The sequence below is a fragment of the Nostoc sp. DedQUE04 genome, assembly GCF_034530995.1.
Classification (GTDB): domain Bacteria; phylum Cyanobacteriota; class Cyanobacteriia; order Cyanobacteriales; family Nostocaceae; genus Nostoc.
Map to the genome: position 1 here is coordinate 1 of NZ_JAVRCA010000044.1, position 20,861 is coordinate 20,861.

General features: G+C 42.9%; 23 protein-coding genes and 2 pseudogenes. 17 read left to right on the forward strand and 8 right to left on the reverse strand.

The features are described from left to right. Positions 1 to 321: 321 nt before the first annotated feature. Complete coding sequence (locus RM049_RS25280) at positions 322 to 825, reverse strand: ATP-binding cassette domain-containing protein (RefSeq protein ID WP_322706109.1); 504 nt, start codon at positions 823 to 825, stop codon at positions 322 to 324. 116 nt (positions 826 to 941) lie between these two features. On the opposite strand from RM049_RS25280, the gene RM049_RS25285 reads away from it, so the two are divergent. From RM049_RS25285 to RM049_RS25325, 10 genes are all read left to right on the forward strand, one after another. Beyond that, entirely contained in the window at positions 942 to 1,241 is a 300-nt protein-coding gene (locus RM049_RS25285; RefSeq protein WP_322672366.1) for a metalloregulator ArsR/SmtB family transcription factor, read from the forward strand. 28 nt (positions 1,242 to 1,269) lie between these two features. Continuing rightward, entirely contained in the window at positions 1,270 to 2,121 is an 852-nt protein-coding gene (locus tag RM049_RS25290) for a phosphate ABC transporter substrate-binding protein (RefSeq protein ID WP_322672365.1), read from the forward strand. Further along, complete coding sequence (gene pstC / locus RM049_RS25295; RefSeq protein WP_322672364.1) at positions 2,078 to 2,950, forward strand: phosphate ABC transporter permease subunit PstC; 873 nt, start codon at positions 2,078 to 2,080, stop codon at positions 2,948 to 2,950. Before RM049_RS25290 ends, pstC begins: the two co-directional genes overlap by 44 nt. After that, on the forward strand, positions 2,944 to 3,816 hold the full coding sequence (gene pstA / locus RM049_RS25300; protein WP_322700308.1) for a phosphate ABC transporter permease PstA: 873 nt from the start codon (positions 2,944 to 2,946) through the stop codon (positions 3,814 to 3,816). Before pstC ends, pstA begins: the two co-directional genes overlap by 7 nt. A 27-nt stretch (positions 3,817 to 3,843) precedes the next feature. Continuing rightward, positions 3,844 to 4,620, forward strand: coding sequence for a phosphate ABC transporter ATP-binding protein (locus RM049_RS25305; protein ID WP_322691139.1), 777 nt, complete (start codon positions 3,844 to 3,846; stop codon positions 4,618 to 4,620). Positions 4,621 to 4,661: 41 nt separating this feature from the next. Continuing rightward, entirely contained in the window at positions 4,662 to 4,739 is a 78-nt protein-coding gene (locus RM049_RS39395) for a hypothetical protein (protein ID WP_416212146.1), read from the forward strand. A gap of 825 nt (positions 4,740 to 5,564) precedes the next feature. Continuing rightward, a complete protein-coding gene (locus RM049_RS25310) occupies positions 5,565 to 6,473 on the forward strand; it encodes a sulfonate ABC transporter substrate-binding protein (RefSeq protein ID WP_322706110.1) in 909 nt (302 codons plus the stop codon). A gap of 98 nt (positions 6,474 to 6,571) precedes the next feature. Then, complete coding sequence (ssuD, locus tag RM049_RS25315; protein WP_322706111.1) at positions 6,572 to 7,726, forward strand: FMNH2-dependent alkanesulfonate monooxygenase; 1,155 nt, start codon at positions 6,572 to 6,574, stop codon at positions 7,724 to 7,726. Beyond that, positions 7,723 to 8,508 (forward strand): aliphatic sulfonate ABC transporter permease SsuC, encoded by a 786-nt coding sequence (gene ssuC / locus RM049_RS25320; RefSeq protein WP_322706112.1) that lies wholly within the window; start codon positions 7,723 to 7,725, stop codon positions 8,506 to 8,508. Before ssuD ends, ssuC begins: the two co-directional genes overlap by 4 nt. 54 nt (positions 8,509 to 8,562) lie before the next feature. Continuing rightward, positions 8,563 to 9,351, forward strand: coding sequence for an ATP-binding cassette domain-containing protein (locus tag RM049_RS25325; RefSeq protein ID WP_322672358.1), 789 nt, complete (start codon positions 8,563 to 8,565; stop codon positions 9,349 to 9,351). 318 nt (positions 9,352 to 9,669) lie between these two features. Here RM049_RS25325 and RM049_RS25330 read toward each other — a convergent pair whose 3' ends face one another. After that, complete coding sequence (locus RM049_RS25330) at positions 9,670 to 9,834, reverse strand: hypothetical protein (protein ID WP_322672357.1); 165 nt, start codon at positions 9,832 to 9,834, stop codon at positions 9,670 to 9,672. A gap of 236 nt (positions 9,835 to 10,070) precedes the next feature. Then, entirely contained in the window at positions 10,071 to 11,033 is a 963-nt protein-coding gene (locus RM049_RS25335; RefSeq protein ID WP_322706113.1) for a TauD/TfdA dioxygenase family protein, read from the reverse strand. A 334-nt stretch (positions 11,034 to 11,367) separates the two neighbouring features. Here RM049_RS25335 and RM049_RS25340 point away from each other — a divergent pair, with 334 nt between their 5' ends. Further along, the gene (locus tag RM049_RS25340; protein WP_322672355.1) at positions 11,368 to 12,639 is read left to right on the forward strand and encodes an MFS transporter; all 1,272 of its coding nucleotides are present in this window, start codon (positions 11,368 to 11,370) and stop codon (positions 12,637 to 12,639) included. Between the two features lie 119 nt (positions 12,640 to 12,758). On the opposite strand, the pseudogene RM049_RS25345 reads toward RM049_RS25340, so the two are convergent. Then, a pseudogene (locus RM049_RS25345) lies at positions 12,759 to 13,064 on the reverse strand (nitrogenase component 1); the annotation flags it as partial. Between the two features lie 97 nt (positions 13,065 to 13,161). On the opposite strand from RM049_RS25345, the gene RM049_RS25350 reads away from it, so the two are divergent. From RM049_RS25350 to RM049_RS25360, 3 genes are all read left to right on the forward strand, one after another. Beyond that, on the forward strand, positions 13,162 to 13,338 hold the full coding sequence (locus tag RM049_RS25350) for a hypothetical protein (protein WP_322706114.1): 177 nt from the start codon (positions 13,162 to 13,164) through the stop codon (positions 13,336 to 13,338). 128 nt (positions 13,339 to 13,466) lie between these two features. Beyond that, the gene (locus RM049_RS25355) at positions 13,467 to 14,471 is read left to right on the forward strand and encodes an aldo/keto reductase (protein WP_322706115.1); all 1,005 of its coding nucleotides are present in this window, start codon (positions 13,467 to 13,469) and stop codon (positions 14,469 to 14,471) included. 7 nt (positions 14,472 to 14,478) lie between these two features. Further along, positions 14,479 to 15,213, forward strand: coding sequence for a CatB-related O-acetyltransferase (locus RM049_RS25360; RefSeq protein WP_322706116.1), 735 nt, complete (start codon positions 14,479 to 14,481; stop codon positions 15,211 to 15,213). A 71-nt stretch (positions 15,214 to 15,284) separates the two neighbouring features. Here the strand turns inward: RM049_RS25360 and RM049_RS25365 are convergent, their stop codons facing one another. Continuing rightward, a complete protein-coding gene (locus RM049_RS25365) occupies positions 15,285 to 15,659 on the reverse strand; it encodes a ferredoxin family protein (RefSeq protein ID WP_322672350.1) in 375 nt (124 codons plus the stop codon). A 43-nt stretch (positions 15,660 to 15,702) separates the two neighbouring features. Next, a pseudogene (locus RM049_RS25370) lies at positions 15,703 to 15,969 on the reverse strand (hypothetical protein); the annotation flags it as partial. A 364-nt stretch (positions 15,970 to 16,333) separates the two neighbouring features. On the opposite strand from RM049_RS25370, the gene RM049_RS25375 reads away from it, so the two are divergent. Next, positions 16,334 to 16,972 (forward strand): PadR family transcriptional regulator, encoded by a 639-nt coding sequence (locus RM049_RS25375; protein ID WP_322684142.1) that lies wholly within the window; start codon positions 16,334 to 16,336, stop codon positions 16,970 to 16,972. A 252-nt stretch (positions 16,973 to 17,224) separates the two neighbouring features. On the opposite strand, the gene RM049_RS25380 is transcribed toward RM049_RS25375, so the two are convergent. Then, positions 17,225 to 17,956, reverse strand: a complete 732-nt coding sequence (locus tag RM049_RS25380; protein WP_322706117.1) for an SDR family oxidoreductase — start codon at positions 17,954 to 17,956, stop codon at positions 17,225 to 17,227. Positions 17,957 to 18,163: 207 nt separating this feature from the next. Here RM049_RS25380 and RM049_RS25385 point away from each other — a divergent pair, with 207 nt between their 5' ends. Then, a complete protein-coding gene (locus tag RM049_RS25385) occupies positions 18,164 to 19,114 on the forward strand; it encodes an AraC family transcriptional regulator (RefSeq protein ID WP_322706118.1) in 951 nt (316 codons plus the stop codon). Between the two features lie 36 nt (positions 19,115 to 19,150). Here RM049_RS25385 and RM049_RS25390 read toward each other — a convergent pair whose 3' ends face one another. After that, entirely contained in the window at positions 19,151 to 19,834 is a 684-nt protein-coding gene (locus RM049_RS25390) for an HAD-IA family hydrolase (protein WP_322691128.1), read from the reverse strand. Positions 19,835 to 20,070: 236 nt separating this feature from the next. Here RM049_RS25390 and RM049_RS25395 point away from each other — a divergent pair, with 236 nt between their 5' ends. Then, on the forward strand, positions 20,071 to 20,844 hold the full coding sequence (locus tag RM049_RS25395) for a glucosamine-6-phosphate deaminase (protein ID WP_322691127.1): 774 nt from the start codon (positions 20,071 to 20,073) through the stop codon (positions 20,842 to 20,844). The last annotated feature ends 17 nt before the right edge of the window (positions 20,845 to 20,861 follow it).

Here is a 20,861-nt window from a genome sequence, read left to right on the forward strand (position 1 = left end):
TTCTAGAATCAGAGGTAAATCACTATCAATTTCTTGGGTTTGTTGCCCATTTGTAATTGAACGAAAGAGACGACGACCTCGACTATCAAAACCAATTTTATCTGCAACTGCCATAAAGATTGAGTAATCTTCTGGTATTGGCAAATCCCCACCTTTGCGCTGAAAAGGCTGTAAAACTTAGAACAAGCCTGGAATAACACAGATGCTAAAAACCAGATTATTCAAGAGCTTGGCAATGCCGTCTTCCCTACACCCGACACCCTACCCCCCACACCCTTCTTTCTGAGAATGCTCTTGTCAAACATCAAGTGTAGCGGTGGGCTACGCCTCGGTGGAGGCGATGATCTCTGACCGACCGGAGGCGATCGCATCTAACAACACTAATCCCATTAGTATCAGTCCCTCTGTGGATTGTCTGGACTGAAGGTGAAGTGCTTGGATGGCAGCTTCAGTTTCTGGGTCAATACTGGCAGTGGCTTCATCCAAAATCAAGATTTCGGGGTTCAAGGCAATGACACGCATAAACGCTAACAACTGGCGTTGACCTTGCGATAGATTTTGGCCGCGGTCTTCCAGTACCGTATCAAAGCTTAGTGGCAAGCTCTCGATGAAATCTAGGGTCTGTATCAGTTCGGCGGCATGTCGGGCATCTTCTGGCGTGATGGTCGAGTTACTCAATGCAATGTTGTCATAGACAGTACCAGGGAACAGATGAAAGTCTTGAAAGATTAAACCTACACGCTTACGGATCTGTGCAGAACAAGAGTAAAAAGCAAGTATAGAACTGTTGAACCAGAGAGTTACCAAATATGAGACACTAAGCATGAATACAATTTCATATGAACACTCGTTTATTAAAAAGTGCAAATAAATTTTAATTGTCAACTATGTAATTGTTGCTATTTATACCATGATCGGGAAAACTTATCGTTTTCAGGGCAATGCAAAACAATACAAATTTAAGCATCGATTGTGTAGACAAGCTTAAGGTACTGGCAGATGAAACCCGTTTAGGAGTTTTACAACTATTGATTGACAGTCCGAAGCGAGTCGGAGAGATGAATGCGATTTTGCATTTGGAGCAAAGTCTCCTCTCTCATCATTTGCAGGTTTTGCGTCGAGCCAAATTAGTTGTGCGAGAGCGAGATGGCAAAGCATTTCTCTATCGTCTTGCCCCTCAAGTCGAAGTAGCTACAGGCAAGGCTTTAAACTTTGGTTGTTGTGTTCTCTCGTTCAACTAAAACCTGGAATATCTAATAAAGGTAGAAGATGAAACATTCCCAAATTTCGGCGATCGCAATAGGATTAGTGACAAGCATTTGGTTGCAAGGTTGTTCTCAACCTCCGCAAGCAGTCACAAACGATCCAAATAAGCTACAAGGAAAATTGGTACTTACTGGTTCAAGTACAGTTGCACCATTAGCAGCAGAAATTGGCAAAAAATTTGAATCGCAACATTCCGGTGTGCGAGTTGATGTGCAATCAGGCGGTTCTTCTCGCGGGATTACAGATGCTCGTCAAGGTGTAGCTAATGTTGGCATGGTTTCCCGTGCCTTAAAGCCTGACGAAAAAGATTTAAAAGCCTTTTCCATCGCTCGTGATGGAGTAACGGTGATTCTCCATCAGGAAAATCCCCTGCAATCCCTAACTGACAAGCAAATTGTAGATATTTACACAGGCAAGGTGAATAACTGGAAACAGGTAGGGGGTAAAGATGGGGCAATTACAGTTGTTAATAAAGCCGAAGGACGTTCTACCCTGGAATTGTTTACCCACTACTTCAAGCTAAAAAATACTGACATCAAAGCACAAGTAGTGATTGGTGATAATGAGCAAGGAATTAAGACTGTAGCCGGAAACCCGAATGCTATTGGCTATGTTTCCATTGGCTCGGCAGAAAATAGCGCCGCCAATAAAGTACCAATCAAATTGCTAGCTGTAAACGGTGTAGCAGCAACAACAGCTAATGTACAAAACGGGAGCTTTCCTATTTCTCGACCGCTTAACTTGGTTACAAAAACCGAACCCCAAGGACTGGCTAAAGAATTTATTGACTTTGCACAATCGCAGCAGGTAAGTGACATTGTTAAAAAGCAAAACTTTGTCTCCATCGCCAAATGATTTTTGGTTAATTTGGATACTACGAGGAGCAGCAACAATCGCCGGAGCGATCGCACTTTTAATTGTTGTTTTTCTACTTTCCGAATCCTTACCAATCTTCAGTCATATAGAGATATCCCGCTTTTTTACCGACTCTTCTTGGAACCCCACAGCAGGTTTATATAATCTCTCACCCATGTTGCTGGGTTCCCTCTTGGCAATGGTCGGTGCAGTGCTAATTGCAACTCCCATAGGCATTTTATCTGCTGTCTTTTGTCAATTCTATGCCCCGCCAATGGTAGCCCAACTCTATCGCCGCCTGATTGAATTATTAGCAGGGATTCCTTCTGTAGTGTATGGCTTTTGGGGATTAGTCGTGCTGGTTCCTCTAATTGGAAAAATTCATCCACCAGGGCCAAGCCTATTAGCAGGAATAGCAATTCTGGCGGTGATGATTCTGCCAACAGTCGCCCTTATAGCCGATGCTAGCCTAGAAAAAGTTCCCACCGCTTACATTCAAGGTGCTGCTGCACTGGGGTTATCACGTTGGACAACAATCTGCACAGTAGTTTTTTCATCAGCCAAATCAGGGTTATTTACAGGCTTAATTTTAGAGACAGGTCGTGCCATTGGTGAAACAATGGCAATTTTGATGGTATGCGGCAATGTAGTACAGACCCCAAAAAGCTTATTTGACCCCATCCGCACACTCACGGCTAATATTGCTTTAGAAATGGCCTATGCCACAGGGGATCACCGTAGTGCGCTGTTTGTCAGTGGTTTGATATTGATGGGAATGATTGTGGTGTTAGTGGCGATCGCTGAAGTTATCAGTCAGGGCAAATGGTAGAGATACAACAAAGCAAAGACAATCGTCTCGCTCCTAGAGAGTGGCTAGCAACAAGCTTAGTTTGGGCAACAGCCGCCCTCGTTACCGCCATCTTTTTATGGATAGTCAGCGATATCCTCTGGCACGGTATGGGATATTTATCTTGGGAATTTCTGATTAGTGAACCAGAAAATGCGGGTAGAGAAGGTGGAATTGCCAGTATTCTCGTTTCCACCGTTTTAATTATTGGTGTATGTATGACGGTTTGCCTGCCCGTTGGTGTTGGTACAGCAGTTTTACTAGCAGAATTTACTCCTAGTGATAGTTGGTTCGCTAGATTAGTGCGCCGCAGTCTAGATGTACTTGCTGGTGTACCTTCGATTGTCTTCGGGTTGTTTGGTAACGTCTTGTTTTGCAAAGTTTTAGGATTGGGGTTTTCTATTCTTTCAGGCGGACTCACACTGGCGTGTATGGTGCTACCAATTTTGATTCGTTCTACAGAGGAAGGATTTTTAGCCGTTCCCAATGAATACAGATTAGGAGCCGCCGCCCTTGGCTTTTCACGCACAACGACAATATTTCAAATATTATTACCTGCTGCTGTTCCTGGTTTAATAGTGGGATTTGTGCTTGGTGTTGGTCGGGCTATCGCCGAAACTGCGGCTTTAATTTTCACTAGCGGTTACGTAGACAGAATGCCTCAATCACTCCTCGATTCTGGGCGTACCCTTTCGGTTCATATTTTTGATCTATCAATGAACGTTTCAGGAGGAGATAAGAGTGCTTATGCTAGTGCATCGGTTTTGCTATTACTACTGTTGTTGATTAATGGCACAGCAGCTTGGATTGCACGACGTTGGTTACACAGCAGAGTTATTTCGGGATGAGGATTGGTGGATATAGAGGAGGACATCTTGGCAGTTACTGAACCGTTGATTCAAATTGAGAACTTAACTCTGCAATACGCACAAAAAACTGCACTTGCTAATGTCAACTTAGCTGTCAATGCGGGAGAAATTTTGGCTTTGGTTGGGCCTTCTGGTTGTGGAAAAACTAGTTTCCTGGGTTGTCTCAACCGCCTCAGCGATATGATTCCCAAGTGTCGAGTTCAGGGAAGAATCCGCATTGGTAGTTTAGAGGTGCTAAATCCCAAAATTAATGTCATCGCCTTACGGCGTCAAGTCGGCATGATTTTTCAAAAACCCAATCCCTTTCCTTTCTCAATATGGCAGAATCTGGAATTGCCTTTGCGAGAGCATGGCATCCGCGATCGCCACCAAATTGATACAATTATCGAAACCAGCCTCGAGGATGTAGGGCTATGGCAAGAAGTAAAAGACCGACTGCAATCTTCAGCTTTGGCTCTTTCTGGTGGACAGCAGCAACGTTTGTGCATAGCTAGAGCTTTGGCTTTGCAGCCAGAAGTCTTACTACTGGATGAACCTTGTAGTGCCCTCGACCCTATTTCCAGTAACGTTGTTGAAGATTTAATTATTAGTTTGCGCCAGCGCTATACTCTGTTAATTGTTACTCACAATCTGGCTCAAGCCAAGAGAATTGCAGATCGAGTCGCTTTATTTTGGGTACAAGACGGCATTGGGCAACTGATTGAATCAGGTACTGTAGAGCAAGTTTTTAATCATCCTCAACATCCTTTAACAGTTGCTTATGTAACTGGTGCCAGGGGTTGAGTAAGATTGCGGTCTTTGGGGATCAAATTAATAACATCAAAATGCTCAAAATTGCTAACCATGCCATTGTAGTTGTTAACGCAGATGTGGAAGTCAAGCGTTATATCATGTCCGGTTAATTAGTTATAATTTCCGTCATCTATGCAGAAACCGGAAAACCCTCTTTCCCCCTGCCCCCTGCGTTCTTAATGATAAGTCTTTCACCGGACATGATATTACGCGTCATTGGTAATTGATTCAAATACAGAGGATAGCTTTGTCAACTAAATTCGTCAGGATTGATCGAACAGACTACTAGACGGCAATCATTTAAAAGTACGTTAAGTTCCTGTACAGTTTTCAAGGGATTTTTAAAAGTAAACATAGTGAGCTGGTTTCGTTATGTATCTATGTGTTGTTTGATACTCAAAAGTTTTATTAAGTATAAATACGGTATTTCGCGCGATCTACTGTAGTTTAAAGGTATATAAGGTAGTTGCTGAGATTACATAACCTTTTATTAACCTAAATTTAAACAAGTTGTAGATTATGTACTGAAAGAGGCTTACTGTTACCAAAATGAAAGCCTTATTCGTACTTGTTTACGATTTGCGTATTGTCTCCTAGTCTTATTCAAAAATTAAATAAGAGTTTTATATCATTCTTTAGCTAGATACTACATTAACTTGCTAGTTTTACTGTAGTTTAAAATCCTCCAAAGATTTTAATGAAAGTTTGTTAAGCTTTTAATATTTTTTTAGGAGAAAATTTTTATACTTGAAACTGAGGGCGCAATGCTTATAAATCAGGAGAATTTTTCTGCATTTATATTAAAATGTCACAAAGCTGTAAAGGTATTCAAAGAATATTCAAGCAAAAAATTTACCTTCTTATTTGCTGTTAGTTTCTGCTTAAGTTTGATAATTTCAGCTTGTTCTCTAAATACTTCGGTAATTTCTGCATCTATGCCGTCGTTTAGTATAGGTCAAGATCCAGAAAAGGTAGTTCGTATTGGTCATCAGAAGTTTGGCTCTCTTAGCCTTTTAAGAGCAAAGGGAGATTTGGAGAAAAAGTTTAACTCAATGGGTTTATCGGTGCGATGGAATCAATTTCCAGCTGGGCCGCAACTATTAGAAGCTTTGAATGCTGGTCGCCTAGACTTTGGACATGCAGGAGAAACCCCTCCTATATCTGCTCAAGCAGCTGGCGCACCTCTGCTTTATGTTGCCAGTTCACCTCCTAATCCCAAAGGTGAAGCAATTTTAGTCCCAAAAGATTCTCAAATTCGCAATCTTGCTGACTTAAAAGGCAAAAAAATTGCCTTAAATAAAGGCTCAAATGTCCATCATTTAGTTGTACAGGCATTGGCAAAAGCTAATTTGAAATATACTGATATTCAACCAATATTTATTCCTCCAGCTGATGCTAGAGCAGCATTTGAACAAAAAAAGGTGGATGCCTGGGCAATTTGGGACCCATACTTTGCTGCTGCCGAACAAGCTACAGGGGCGCTAATACTTACAGATGCGACAAATATAGTCGAAAATCGAGAGTTCCTTTTTGCTTCTCAAAGCTTTGCTAAAAAGCATTCTGATCGCCTGAAAATCGTTTTAGAGGAAATCGAAAAAGTAGATGAATGGGCAAAATCTAGGCCAAAAGAAGTTGCACAAATTCTTTCACCTTTGATTGGGATTGATGCAGGTGTTTTAGAGCAAGTAGCAAAAAGAAGAGCTTATGGCTTAGAACCAATTACTAAGGAAGTTGTTGCTTATCAACAAAGGCTTGCTGATACTTTTTACCGTCTAAAATTGGTTCCTAAAAAAATTGATGTCAATCAAGTAGCGATGGTGTCCGATCGCAAACAGCTTAATTAAAACTGTCTGTAAGCTACATCAGCGATAGACTACGCCCCACCTTCTGGCGATCGCATTCTTGACAGCTACATCTGAAACACTTAAGGAGTCTATTATCGATGGAACTATTTTGGTTTATTCCCACCTACAGTGACGGACGCTATCTGGGAACAGCAACGGGAGGACGTGCTGCTACCTATCCATACTTGCGTCAAATTGCTCAAGCTGTAGACGATCTAGGCTACAGGGGTGCTTTACTTCCTACAGGACGTTCATGTGAAGACGCTTGGATTATAGCTTCATCCTTAGTTGCAGCAACTCAACAGATGCGTTTTTTAGTAGCAATTCGTCCAGGGTTGTCATCTCCTGGTATGGCAGCGCGGATGGCGGCTACACTTGACCGTATATCCAATGGCCGCTTGCTAATTAACGTCGTTACAGGGGGCGATCCGGTGGAATTGGCTGGAGATGGAGTTCATCTCAACCACACAGCACGGTATGAGTTGACAGATGAGTTCTTGTCAATTTGGCGAGCAACTATGACTGGTGAAGAAGCTAACTTCAGCGGTGAATATTTTCAAGTCAAAGGCAGTAAGCTACTTTTTCCTCCTGTGCAAACACCTTATCCTCCTTTATGGTTTGGTGGTTCATCAGCCATTGCCCAACAAATTGCCGCTAAACACATTGATGTGTATCTGACTTGGGGAGAACCACCACAGCAAGTAGCCGAGAAGATTAATGCAGTTCGGAAGTTAGCTGCTGAAGAAGGTAGAACTTTGCGTTTTGGGATTCGTTTACATGTAATTGTGCGGGAAACCGAGAGCGAAGCTTGGGATGCTGCCAATGACTTAATTAAGTATGTTGATGAAGAAGCGATCGCCAAAGCTCAAAAAGTTTATGCTCGTTTAGATTCCGTTGGGCAACGTCGGATGACGCAATTGCACAGTGGTAATCGTGAAGCACTAGAAGTCAGCCCTAATCTATGGGCAGGAGTCGGACTGGTGCGGGGTGGCGCAGGTACAGCTTTAGTAGGAGATCCCGATACTGTCACTGCCAGGATGATGGAATACGCCGAATTGGGAATTGAAACTTTCATTCTTTCAGGATATCCCCATTTAGAAGAAGCTTATCGAGTAGCTGAATTACTCTTTCCCCGCTTACCACTTCAGGATTTACCCGCTACAGCACAACAACAGGTATTAAGTCCTTTTGGTGAAATTGTCGCCAACCAAGATTTTCCTAAACAACGTACAACAGAAGGAGCTTCAAGATGAAAAAAAGCAAATTTCCTCAACTGGGGTTTCAGCAACTGAAACCTTGGATTTTGCCGATTGTTCTAATTATTCTTTGGCAAATATTGGTAAAATCTGGCTGGCTTTCTACAAGGGTATTGCCTGCTCCTTCAGATGTAATTCTGGCAGGAGTTCGTTTATCCCGTTCTGGAGAACTATGGCGAAACTTGATTATCAGTACGATTCGGGCTGTAATTGGGTTCTTGCTAGGAGGTAGTATTGGTTTTGGGTTGGGATTACTTAATGGATTGGCTCGTCCAGCAGAAGAGTATTTAGACACCTCAGTACAGATGATTCGGAATATTCCTCACTTAGCGTTAATCCCACTTGTAATTCTGTGGTTTGGCATTGGCGAAGAAGCTAAGGTTTTTCTTGTAGCATTAGGAGTGTTTTTTCCCATTTATCTTAATACCTTTCACGGAGTTCGTACTGTCGATCCAGAATTAATTGAAATGGCAAAATCCTACGGCTTGCATGGCTGGTCTTTATTTAAGCGAGTCATCTTTCCAGGCGCATTGGGTTCGATTATCGTTGGTCTGCGTTATGCTTTGGGAATTATGTGGCTAACCTTGATTGTCGCTGAAACAATTACACTTGATTCTGGCATTGGGTATATGGCAATGAACGCTCGTGAGTTTATGCAAACTGATGTTGTTGTCTTGAGCATTTTGCTTTATGCCTTGTTGGGCAAGTTAGCAGATGTCGCTGCCAAAGCTTTAGAACAAAAATGGTTAAGGTGGGATACTAACTACCAACCTGCCTAAAGTTTATCTAGTTATTATTCAAAATTTTGTTGCAATTTAGAGAGGTTTGTGAAGATGGCATCCCTACAAGGCGCAGAGGTAAAAGTTATGGGTCTGACAAAGACCTATGGTAGTAATCAAGTGTTGCAGAATCTCGATTTAGAGATAGCATCAGGAGAATTTATTGCAGTTGTTGGGCGCAGTGGTGGCGGTAAAAGTACACTCCTGCGGATGATAGCTGGGTTTGAACATCCCAGTGACGGCGGAGTTTTAATTGACGGGGAACCACTGCGTGGGCGTAATCGCAGTGCGCGAACAATGTTCCAGAATGCCCGCCTCTTACCGTGGGAGAATGTTTTAGGAAATGTGGGATTAGGATTGAACAAAAAAGACTGGCGGCAAAAGGCAGAGAAGGCGCTTGAGCAAGTAGGTTTAATACAACGAGCAAAAGATTGGCCTTCTGTGCTTTCTGGAGGACAAAAACAACGGGTAGCACTTGCTAGGGCTTTAGTCAGAGAGCCGCGCTTACTAATGTTAGATGAACCGCTTGGTGCTTTGGATGCCATGACTCGTATTGAGATGCAGAGACTAATTGAAAAAATCTGGCACGAACAAAAATTTTCGGCGTTCTTGATTACTCATGATGTAGATGAAGCAGTAACGCTAGCCGATCGCATCATACTAATTGAAGATGGCCGAGTTTCAATGGATCGGCGTATCTCGCTACCACGTCCTCGCAAACGCAAAGATGCAGAATTCCTTACTTTAGCAGAAGAAATCTTAGAGCGCGTTATGGGTGATGAAGCAGGTCTAATTAATGGGGAAGATAAAAAAGTTCAACAGCTAGCAAACACTAAACGTTAAATTTTGAAAAAACGGGCATTTTCTCCTAATCTTTTTCAAAAATAAAATCGGATTTCTTTAGTAATTTTATTGCTAATAAATCAGCATTTTAGGCTACTCAATTTTTTTTGATAGCTTTTTAGGAAAAATGTCAAAATAATTCGTAATTGCTAATTTGTAATTATTACCTGAGATTTAATCGTGGGGCTTGAATAATGAATAAATTTATTTTCTTTAATTAATAAATTAAGGGGCTTGTACTCTCAAATAATTAATTATTAATTCGTAATTAATAAATTTTGAATTACGAATTACGAATTACGAATTATTCGGTCAAGTTTACACCTCTACCTGTTTGATCTCTGTATCTGTTGCTTGGTCTATTTCTATAAACTTTGGCCCAGCAATGAGAACTATCACCATCATTAATAGACTCGTCACAATGATGATGCACAAGAGCCGAATGGCACGCTTGTTAAGGGCAAAGCCATGATCTAGCTGCATGAGAGGGTGTGGGGAATTAAGAAGATGTTGAACTCCTTGAGGCAAGTAAAATTTAATTGTCTTACAGCAGGATGGCTAAAAATCATCGCTCAAATTAGATAGATAATTAATCTCTTGGCTTTGCTGCGATCGGTCATGCAAAAGTTACCTTTGTAGAGCAACAAGGTGTAATGTCTGCGTTCATAAGTACTGAGTAGTTTTTAATTTACTCAGTACTCATAACTTATAATTCAGTTTTACGAAAGGACTGGTTGTGCTTCCTTAGACTCAGCTTTCTGCTTGAAGACGCTTGGTACTTTAGCGCTGAAAGCTTCACCTTGAACCACTTCTGAACGGTAACCATCAACTCCTACTGGAACATCGCCTGTGATAGTAGTGCGATAGAGGAGACGTTCGACATCTAAATGATCCAAATCTTGAGGAGCCAAATGCACGGTGGCGCGGTTGTCCCAGAAGGCGATATCACCGTTGTTCCAACGGAAACGGGTGGTATAGGCAGGTTTGGTGACTTGGTTGAAGAACAACTCTAGTAACAGTCTGCTCTCTTCTGGTGACACATCAACAATGCGAGAGACGAAGCCAGGGTTTACGAACAAGGCACGCTCACCAGTCTCAGGATGAACTCTGACGACTGGGTGAATAGAAACTAGGGGATTGACAGCAATGCGCTCGTCAAATTTGTTGTTGCGGGGTTGATAACCGCCCCCATTAAAGCGATGTTCTGCTTTTAATGTATCTGCTAGCGATCGCAGGGGTGCTGAGAGTCCCTCATAAGCGGCCACAAGATTACTCCACTGGGTATCACCACCGAAACTAGGGACATTAACTGCGCGTAAAATTGACGCTGCTGGTGGGTTGATCGCCGCCGTTACATCTGTGTGCCAAGGGCCGCCAGTGCGAAAACCATACTGCTGCTCATAAAGCTTACGGTCTACGGGTTTGATCTGGGGAAATCCCGGAACTGGTTCCGGCTCTCCCAAGGGATGGGCGAAAGTCACTTCGCCAAAACGAGATGTGAACTCGACCTGGGCAGCATGATCGATGTTCTGGCCACGAAAAAACACAACTTTCCACTTCAATAGCGCTTTGCGAATTTCTTGGACTTGATCCTCAGAAAGAGAGCGGGAAAGGTCTACGCCGCCGATTTCTGCACCGATGAAACCAGCTACCTGTTTAACTTCTATATGTTTGTAGCCCATTAGGATTCTCCAGAGTTTTATCTGTCGGGAGGTGTTCACACTCGCCTATTTCCTTGGGAATTTTGCCGATACCCAATATCTGCTAGCAACATTCCCATGCTGGGAGCATAACTGAAATTATCATACACTATTCCGATAGAATTAAAGTAGTATACAGTTACTAAATAGTAATTTCCTACGTTTTTGCAGACAAATCCCCTTCTATAGCGATCCGATGTCAATGTGCAAAAGCCTTAGCTCAGACAGATTAGCGATGCCTGGGCAGCAAACTACGCGATTATTTGACAGTTCTTAGTTAATCTAATTATTAGTAAACCATAATAAAATTTTACTCATGAAAATTTGGCATAGACAACTAGGGGAAAGCATCAGTAATATCACTTACCACTATTTACCCGCTTTGCGCTGGCGTAATTTTCGCCTGTTTTTCGGGGGACAGTTACTATCAATGTCTGGAACATTTATGACCCAGCAGTTAACTATTCCTTGGTTGGTATACGATTTGACTCAATCACCTTGGTTGTTGGGAGTTGCAGGGTTTGTACAATTTTTACCTACGTTATTACTGATTCCCTTTTCGGGCATATTGTCCGATCGCTGGAGTCGTCGTGACTTGTTAATGGTGGTGCAGATATTGGGAATTAGCGTTTCCCTGGCTTTAACGATTCTCACCTTTACCAATTGGATTACCTTTCCTATCCTCTTGGTACTGAGTGCTTTCAATGGTTTGCTCAAGGGATTAGATATGCCCGTGCGCCATACAATCGTCACCGAAACCGTAGACGATCGCGCCGATTGGAGTAATGCGATCGCTTTGAATTCAGTAATGTTAAGTTCCTCTCTTGTCGTGGGGCCTGCTATGGGCGGGATTTTGATTGCGACACTAGGGGTAAAATATTGTTTTCTTTACGATACCCTCAGCTATATTCCTGCAATATTTACCTTGCTAGCGATGCGGCTGCCAGCTAGACAGATGCAACCCCTTACGGGCATTAGCGATACTTTGGAGAAATTGCGAGAAGGCTTTGAATATGTCTCGAAATTCCAGCCGATTAGAGTAATTTTATTAATGCTAGCGTTACATGGTTTCGTCGGGATGTCTCATGTCGCGCTGATGCCTGTTTTTGCAGCAAAGATTCTCAATGGAAACGCAACAACGATGGCTCACCTCAGCACTTCAGCACCGATTGGCTCGTTGTTTGCTTGTTTGTATCTAAGTGTCAGACGAGGGATTGTAGGCTTAGAGCGTTTGATTGTAGTCGCTCAAGTTTTCATTGGGATGAGTTTGATATTCTTTTCACTCTCGCGTCAAGTTTGGCTATCTATAATCATTCTGGTATTTGTAGGCTGCTTTTCTATCCTCAACATTACCAGTAGTAATATGATTATTCAAACCTTAGTTACCGAGGATAAGCGCGGACGGGTAATGAGTTTTTACGCCCTAGCTATGGTGGGTACAATGCCCTTTGGAAATTTGTTAGCTGGGACTTTGGCAGATAATTTTGGTGCGACTAATGCCTTGATTGTCTGTGGTAGTCTGATTATTTTAGGTGCGCTCTGGTTCTCTGCACAATTGCCAGCAGTAAGCCGTTGGATTGCTCGGTGAACAAGTCGCTTCTCTTTGTACAACAAAGCAAATATTTGGAAAACAAGCATCTTCCGCCACACCATAAAAGTGTAGTGGAAGACGATCAACTATATCAGCTTGGCAGAAGAAAGTTGCGCCTATAGCTGATAGCTGATTTTTTCATCCCAAGGAGCAGGTTTGCTAATTTGCTTCCATATAGGACTATACAAGGCTTCATGTAGTTCGCGTGCTAGTACCACCAAACCTGCATAACCTGCATAAGCATGGTGACGTTCATGGTTAATGTCTAAAAAAGGAATTCCCGTTTTGAGTGCTGTATATTTATTGGCAGCCCCAGTAATCAACACATCAGCTTTTGTTTGGTGCAATACCTTTAATAATGCCTGGGGAGTTGTGTCAGACAAAAGCATTGCATCTGCACCAAGATATTGTTTAATTTTAGCTGTAGCCTTAATTATTTGAAAATACTATAAATCCATCGATAAACAGAACTATATTAAAAAATTTCTTGAAATTTGAAAAGTATACACTATTTGAACTATGAACTTTAGCCGTAGCCCTAGTTGGGTTGACGGTGGCGATCGCTTTGCAGATCCGAGAGATTCTCCCAACAGCCCCCTCTGCCAAATATTTCCTGATTCCCTGTTCCATATTTCTCTTTTATATGCAATTCTTAATATGATAGCTGTTAACTCCGATAAATCGATTGATATATAGTATTTTATATCCTGGCTTTTGCAAGGCAATGCTCATAGCTCTGCAATACTCTAGGCAAATCAATGTCAAAACGCTATATAAATATCACAACCTTATTAAGCATCCCAACAAAAAGTAGAGTAAACCGTATGACGAAATATGTAAATCTTGGCAAAACTGGACTCAAAGTATCCCGGATTACACTAGGCACAATGACTTATGGCTCGCGTAAATTGCGCGAATGGGTATTAGAAGAAGAAGAAAGTCGTCCATTTATCAAACTGGCTTTGGAATTGGGGATTAATTTCTTTGATACCGCTGATGTCTATTCCTTGGGTGCTAGTGAAGAAATTGTCGGACGAGCGCTAAAAGACTTTGCTAAACGAGATCAAGTTGTTATTGCTACCAAAGTACATGGCAAAGTCGGTGATGGGCCTAACGATCGAGGACTATCTCGCAAACATATTTTTGACAGCATTGATGCTTCTTTGCGGCGGCTACAGACTGATTATGTAGACTTGTACCAAATTCACCGTTGGGACTATGAAACACCCATTGAAGAAACCCTAGAAGCACTGCATGATATTGTCAAAGCAGGTAAAGTCCGTTACTTAGGAATTTCTAGTGTTTACGCATGGCAGTTTGCTAAAGCCCTTTATACAGCAGACATTCATGGCTGGACTCGTTTTGTATCAATTCAAAATCACTACAACCTAGTCTATCGGGAAGAAGAACGAGAAGTGATACCCTTAGCTCTAGATCAAGGAATTGGTATTATTCCTTGGAGTCCCTTGGCGCGGGGCTTTTTAGCAGGGAATCGCAGTAAGTCAGATCATGGCCAAACACTGCGCGCAAAAACTGACGAATTTGCTCACAATCTCTATTATCAAGATTCAGATTTTAAAGTAGTCGATCACGTAGTTGAATTAGCCGGAAAACGGGGTGTGAAACCCACACAAATTGCCCTAGCTTGGCTATTGCATCAACCAGGTGTGACATCTCCGATAATTGGCGCTAGTAAGATAGAACATCTTAAAGAGGCTGTGGAGGCTGTGGATTTAGAGCTTTCTGATCGAGAGCGCAAATTCTTAGAAGAACCTTACACACCCCATCCTATACTAGGGCATCAGCACCCATCTGGAAATCGCCCATAGAGTAATCTTGCACCAGGCGGCTGGAAGTCACGGCTACACAGGTAAAACCCGCCTACGCGGGTTAAAAACCTTGATTTTACCTTTTATGATTATGCTTGAATACGCGCCTCCTCCGATTTGGCTAAATGCTCACATTCAAGACCCGCGTATCAAGGTTGGAGATTACACCTACTTCGATCGGCACATCAGTTTAGCAATATTTACCCCTGACGACCGGATTGAGATCGGAAAGTTTTGCTCTCTGGCTAAGGATATCATCATTTTTGCTGGAGGAAACCATATTATGACAAGAGTAACGACATTTCCTTTCAAGTGGTTATCCGCAGAAGCTGTGCCAGAAGAACGTTACACCGATGCGGCTTCTAAGGGGGCAACGATTATTGGTCATGATGTTTGGATTGGGTATGGGGCAACGATTTTATCAGGGGTGAAAATTGGCAACGGTGCAGTTGTGGGCGCACAGGCTGTTATTGCTTCCGATGTTCCTGCCTATGCAATTGTGGTGGGTAATCCAGCTAAGATAATTCGGTATCGGTTTAAACCTGAAACGGTAGAACGGTTGCTAGAACTATCTTGGTGGGATTGGGAGTCAGCGAAGATTGCGGCTAATTTAGATTTGCTATATACCAACCCGGATGAGTGGCTACCAGAGATCCAGTGGAAAGAGCCACAAGGAAATGTATTGAAATTTATCGGGATGCCACCAGCAGAACAACACGATGGAGCGGATGTTTCTGTTTAATTACTTGTCGATGGCATCCATCCAAAATCGCTCCGCCTCCGTTAAGATATCTGCGAACCTACCGGCGAAATTTATTCAGCCAGGGGAGTGTCAATCAATCTTGCATTATCCTGCCTTACCCTATTCAAAATTCTAAGTTGTTGAGTTGGATCTTTGTCAGTCCCTCCCATTTTGCCATGATGCCAACCCATGTTACGGGTGTAACTACCAAGCAAGTTTTGGGTAATTAACTGTTCTGTATCAACCTTATCATCCAGTTCAGCATAAGGCGACACATAAAGCGCATCAACAGGGCAATACAACTCGCACAAAAAACAAGTCTGACAATCTGATTTACGAGCAATTACTGCTATTCCATCGTCTCCAGAATCAAAGACATCGCGCGGACAAACTTTTACGCAGATATCACAGCCGATACAGCGATCGCTATCAACAATTTCAATCATTACGCTACCTCTTGCAACTGATTTTCTGCGGCGACAACCACAACATCATCGATACCACTTCATGCACTACCTCACAACCTGAACCCATCAAAATGATGACTCGTTCTGCATCAATTGCGCCATGATAATCAAGCAAGTGATAGTGTCTGGTTGTCTGTGCGGCAAACTTATCCATATAAGATTGCATGATATTGGGACAAGCAGCGTAGTAGGAATTTACTGTTTCCCTTGCTTGGAAATAAACGTCGGGATTTTGGGCAGTTTTGCGCAATACTGGGCGATCGGGGGATAGCGCCCTTGCCTGAATGGCACTAAGAAAAGCTGAAACCTCCTTGCTGGCAGGGTGTAGGGTGTAGGGTGTAGGGTGTAGTTTTAAGACAATTAAATTTTACTTGCCTCAAGGAGTTCAACATCTTCTTAATTCCCCACACCCTCTCATGCAGCTAGATCATGGCTTTGCCCTTAACAAGCGTGCCATTCCGCCCTTGCCCGATGTTCCAGAATGAATTGGCAGTCAGGCCCCATTTTATACGTATTTCGTCATGACCCCAAGTGCAGACTCTTGGCTAGTCGAAGCTGCTTTCGTTACAAATCTTCATCAAAATTCTATTCCGATATATCGCGATATATTCTGATATATCGTATATTAGAGAAAGTTGATTTGAGATTTACTTATGTTTAGACATTTTCGGTCACGTTTTGGCGCACCTGCATGGGCAGGAGTTAACGAAGAGGATTCATTGCTTGTCAGGTCTTGGTTTGGACATGGCAACCATCATGACAAGCATCATGGTAGACATCATGACAAACGCTTTGATAATGAAATGTTTGGTCGTGGTTGGGGAGATGAATACCGGACTCGTCGGGGTGACATCAAGTTCATTCTGCTGGAACTCTTATCCGAGCATCCTAGTCATGGTTACGACCTGATTAAAGAGATGGAAACTCGTTACGGTGGTTTCCGTCGCCTCAGTCCTGGCTCAGTGTATCCAACACTCCAATTGTTGGAAGAAGGAGGTTATCTCAAGAGCGCACAGGAAGGAGGCAAGCGGATTTATACGATTACGGATGAGGGTAAACAATTATTGGCAGAACGTTCCCAACAAGAACCTTCAGACACTCCTTGGGATACCTTCAAAAGTTTTGTTACAGGTAAGCCCCAAGAGTTTATTGAGTTGCGGAATGCCGCCACAGAGTTAGCTGCTGCGGTGGTGCAGGTTGCTCGTAGTGGTAATATGGAGCGGATAAATCGGGTACGGGAGCTTTTAGAGCAAGTTAAACGGGAAATTTACGCGATTCTGGCTGAAAAATAAGTAGAGGCTCGTAGTAAGACCTTAGTCCTTATTTTCTAAGCAGCAAATTGCTTACTACAAACCCTCTAGTACTTTGCTCACGCTGTCGATCGCATTAGCGTTCGCTGTCCAACATCTGCATTTGATTCATCATAACGAGTGCCTGCGATCGCAGATGTGGGAGAGGTTGAATTTTATTTTGGGTAGTCACATAGCGGTTCTCAGTTGTTTTACTGCTAGCTTAGGTTGAAAATTCTCTGCATCTTTGCGTAACTATACGCTGGCTGTAGGACGCACGATAATCTCATTCACATCAACGTCATCCGGTTGTTCGATTGCAAAGGCGATCGCTCTGGCGATCGCTTCAGCCGGAAGCGCAATCTTGCGGAATTCCTGCATACCTTTGACAGCTTCGGCGTCAGTAATGCTATCGGCAAGTTCTGACTCCGTTACGCCTGGCGAAATAACTGTAACGCGAATGTCAGTATTTTCCTGACGCAGCCCCTCCGAAATTGCCAACACCGCGAACTTAGTGGCTGAGTAAACGGCGCAGGTTGGCCAGACAGCGTGTCCGCCGATGGAGGACAGGTTGACGAACTGGCCAAATCCTTGGCGTTTCATCAGTGGTAGCCCAGCAGCAATGCCATTGAGTACGCCACGGATGTTCACGTCAATCATCCAGTCCCATTCATCAACTTTCAGCGCTTCTAGCTTCGAGAGCGGCATAACACCTGCATTGTTGACGATGACATCAATGCGGCCAAATTTGCTCTGAGCAAATTCTACAAAGGCTTGGAAGTCGGCGCGATCAGTAACATCAAGGGTCTGATACTCCGCCGAGCCTCCCTCAGAGCGGATTGTAGCCACGAGGGTTTCTAGCCGCTCCGTGCGTCGTGCGCCCAAGATGACGTGGATGCCCTTACGAGCGAGTAGACGTGCTGTCGCCTCACCGATACCGCTGCTTGCGCCTGTAATCAGTACGACTTTCTGTTGGTTGGTAGTCATAAAACCGGATCTCCAAGTTGTTGTATTCTCTAGCACACTCTTAATTTAAGAGAGTCAAAGTTTGATGCGGTAATCTGAACCTACGAAATTCTTGCCTAATCCTGCATTTTTTTTCATTGTTTATCGTAAAAAGATAAGCTGACATCAGCGGTCAAATAGATTGTGGCTCCCTGAATGTTAGTTTCATAAAGGATTTCAAACGAAATTATGGAACAGACTGTTAGAAAGCAGCAGTCCGAGCTAGCTGCTCTGATTGCACAAAACAGTAATGGAGATGGTGTCCATCCCACAGCGATCGAGCGGTTATTCCTGATCCGTTCCTTACAACCAACTGCACCTCTCCATGCCCTGCATGAGCCTGCTTTGTGCATTGTCGCTCAGGGCAAGAAACAGGTAATGTTGGCAAACAATCTGTATGTTTATGGTCAAGACCAATATTTGGTGGTGTCCATCGATCTGCCTGTTGTCGGTCAAGTGATTGAAGCAACGCCAAGCGTTCCGTATCTGTGTCTTCGGCTCGATTTAGATATGGGAGAACTCAGTACACTGATGATGGAGGCAAAACTAGACGCTCCAGCGAACGAACCACTGGAACCGGGCTTGTCTATTAATCCTGTTAGTCCGCAACTGCTTGATGCTGCAATCCGACTTGTACGATTGTTGGAAACGCCTCAAGATATTGCCATCCTTGCACCTTTGATTGTCCGAGAAATTCTCTACCGTTTGTTATCTGGCGAACACAGTGCTAGATTGCGACAGATTGCTTTAGTCGATAAACAATTCCAAGCAATTAGCAGAGCGATCAATTGGCTGAAATGGAACTACGAAAAACCATTTCGGATCGATACGATCGCTCGTGAAGCGCGCATGAGTCCCTCGTCGCTTCATCATCACTTTAAGTCTGTCACCACCATGAGTCCTTTGCAATATCAAAAACAACTTCGGCTTCAACAAGCCCGTCGTCTGATGCTGGGGCAAGGTATGGATGCGGCAACAGCTAGTCATTATGTGGGTTATGAAAGCCCTTCACAGTTCAGCCGTGAATACAGTCGCTTGTTCGGCGCACCACCGTTGCGTGATATGGCTCGGTTAAAAAGTGGAGTTTTTGGGGATGGGGAGAAATCAATTCAAAATTCAAAATTCAAAATTCAAAATTAAAGAATTTCTGCCTTCTGCCTCCTTTGCCCCATGTCCTCAATTAGAAGCGATCGCATTTAAATCTGGCTCGATGAGTGAGTTTAGCAATGTCCACAACTGCAAATCAGTAAAGTCTGGAATTGCCATAAATGCACCGACTGACTGCAAAATTTGCGGATCGTGGGTGGAGGCGATGCCAATGGTGCGGATATCTGCGCCCACTGCAGAACGAATACCAGAGGGAGAGTCTTCTAAAGCGATCGCTTCTTCTGCTGTAATCCCCAATTTATTCAGGGCAACTTGGTAGGGCACAGGATCGGGTTTACCTGCAATACAATCATCCGCTAAAACAACTGTATGGAAAGCTTCTTTTATCCCCAAAACCTCTAGCATAAATTCTGCATTTAATCTAGGAGCATTAGTTACTAATGCTCGTTTTAATTGATGTGTTTCTGTCCATGCTAGTAGTTCAGAAAATCCATTTAGCGGTTTGAGATGTGGGGCGAGTTTGCGGAAGAACGCTTCTTTTTCGTCTGCAAATTGTTGCCCTTCTGCTGCTGATAATTGTGGCAGAATGTCTTTAACAATTTCTGGATTTAGCCTTCCACTAATTCGGGATTTATAAAATGTTTCATCTATTTCTATGTTGTAATTTAACAGCATTTCCCGCCAAGCTCGGTAGTGTATAGGATCGGTATTGACAATAGTGCCGTCTAGGTCAAAGAGAATTGCAGCCAGCATGATTTTTGGGTAAAATGTAAATAATTGTTAACTTAATTTAAATAGTTTACATTGTTTTTTGCCTTTAGTGATTGTTCCTTTGTTAATACGGGATTTGGGGACTGGAGAAGAAAATTTCAAGAGTCACAAATTACTTTGCTAAATCCTAAAATCTATACTGGATAGGGCATATAAAGGTAGACAGGTAAAACCTCTGGGCAAACTGCCGTATAATTGATAACCTTCTTCGTAAGCAAATGGTAGCCGCCACAAACTTTTTTCGCGTTGACGATTTATTAGTGCAGATTTACAACTCTGAAGTCGAAATGGCTGAGGATGTTGCCGAAATCGTGCAAAAGTATTTACAGCAAGTTCTTAATCTTCAGGATACAGCTGCTGTATTGTTAGCTACAGGTAACTCCCAACTCAAATTTCTTGATGCTTTGATTGCATTGGGTGGTGTAGATTGGTCGCGGATTATTCTGTTCCATCTAGATGAATATTTGGGAATTACTGCTGATCATTCTGCTAGTTTTCGGCGTTATATGCGAGAACGTGTAGAGAATCGGATTAATCCTAAGCAATTTCACTATATAGAAGGTGATACATTACAACCAGTAGCAGAGTGCGATCGCTACACCAAATTATTGCAAGCACAACCGATTGACTTATGCTGTCTTGGTGTTGGCGAAAATGGACATTTAGCTTTTAACGATCCGGCTGTAGCAAATTTTCAAGATCCTTATAGCGTGAAACTGGTAAAACTGGATACTGTGAACCGTCAGCAACAAGTAAGTACAGGTCACTTTCCGAATTTAGAAAATGTTCCACAGTATGCTTTTACTGTCACCATCCCAACAATTTGTTCGGCTAAAAAAATTATCTGTCTTGCTCCAGAAAAACGTAAAGCGAATGTGGTAAAAGATATGCTGCAAAGCTATATCGGTACAGACTGTCCAGCTTCTATTCTTCGTCAACAACCACAAGCGACGTTGTTTTTAGATGTTAATTCTGCTAGTAGACTAGAATAAATTTAAACTTATTAACA

Bases quoted from the DNA above. Each gene is read 5' to 3' on its own strand.
- RM049_RS25280 (WP_322706109.1), bottom strand. From the start codon at position 825: ATGCTTAGTGTCTCATATTTGGTAACTCTCTGGTTCAACAGTTCTATA.
- RM049_RS25390 (WP_322691128.1), bottom strand. From the start codon at position 19,834: ATGCTGGCTGCAATTCTCTTTGACCTAGACGGCACTATTGTCAATACC.
- pstA (WP_322700308.1), top strand. From the start codon at position 2,944: ATGGTAGAGATACAACAAAGCAAAGACAATCGTCTCGCTCCTAGAGAG.
- RM049_RS25325 (WP_322672358.1), top strand. From the start codon at position 8,563: ATGGCATCCCTACAAGGCGCAGAGGTAAAAGTTATGGGTCTGACAAAG.
- RM049_RS25350 (WP_322706114.1), top strand. From the start codon at position 13,162: ATGAACTTTAGCCGTAGCCCTAGTTGGGTTGACGGTGGCGATCGCTTT.
- RM049_RS25290 (WP_322672365.1), top strand. From the start codon at position 1,270: ATGAAACATTCCCAAATTTCGGCGATCGCAATAGGATTAGTGACAAGC.
- ssuC (WP_322706112.1), top strand. From the start codon at position 7,723: ATGAAAAAAAGCAAATTTCCTCAACTGGGGTTTCAGCAACTGAAACCT.
- RM049_RS25380 (WP_322706117.1), bottom strand. From the start codon at position 17,956: ATGACTACCAACCAACAGAAAGTCGTACTGATTACAGGCGCAAGCAGC.
- RM049_RS25310 (WP_322706110.1), top strand. From the start codon at position 5,565: ATGCCGTCGTTTAGTATAGGTCAAGATCCAGAAAAGGTAGTTCGTATT.
- RM049_RS39395 (WP_416212146.1), top strand. From the start codon at position 4,662: ATGCTCAAAATTGCTAACCATGCCATTGTAGTTGTTAACGCAGATGTG.
- RM049_RS25330 (WP_322672357.1), bottom strand. From the start codon at position 9,834: ATGCAGCTAGATCATGGCTTTGCCCTTAACAAGCGTGCCATTCGGCTC.
- RM049_RS25385 (WP_322706118.1), top strand. From the start codon at position 18,164: ATGGAACAGACTGTTAGAAAGCAGCAGTCCGAGCTAGCTGCTCTGATT.
- RM049_RS25335 (WP_322706113.1), bottom strand. From the start codon at position 11,033: ATGGGCTACAAACATATAGAAGTTAAACAGGTAGCTGGTTTCATCGGT.
- ssuD (WP_322706111.1), top strand. From the start codon at position 6,572: ATGGAACTATTTTGGTTTATTCCCACCTACAGTGACGGACGCTATCTG.
- RM049_RS25395 (WP_322691127.1), top strand. From the start codon at position 20,071: ATGGTAGCCGCCACAAACTTTTTTCGCGTTGACGATTTATTAGTGCAG.
- RM049_RS25375 (WP_322684142.1), top strand. From the start codon at position 16,334: ATGTTTAGACATTTTCGGTCACGTTTTGGCGCACCTGCATGGGCAGGA.
- RM049_RS25340 (WP_322672355.1), top strand. From the start codon at position 11,368: ATGAAAATTTGGCATAGACAACTAGGGGAAAGCATCAGTAATATCACT.
- RM049_RS25365 (WP_322672350.1), bottom strand. From the start codon at position 15,659: ATGATTGAAATTGTTGATAGCGATCGCTGTATCGGCTGTGATATCTGC.
- RM049_RS25355 (WP_322706115.1), top strand. From the start codon at position 13,467: ATGACGAAATATGTAAATCTTGGCAAAACTGGACTCAAAGTATCCCGG.
- RM049_RS25285 (WP_322672366.1), top strand. From the start codon at position 942: ATGCAAAACAATACAAATTTAAGCATCGATTGTGTAGACAAGCTTAAG.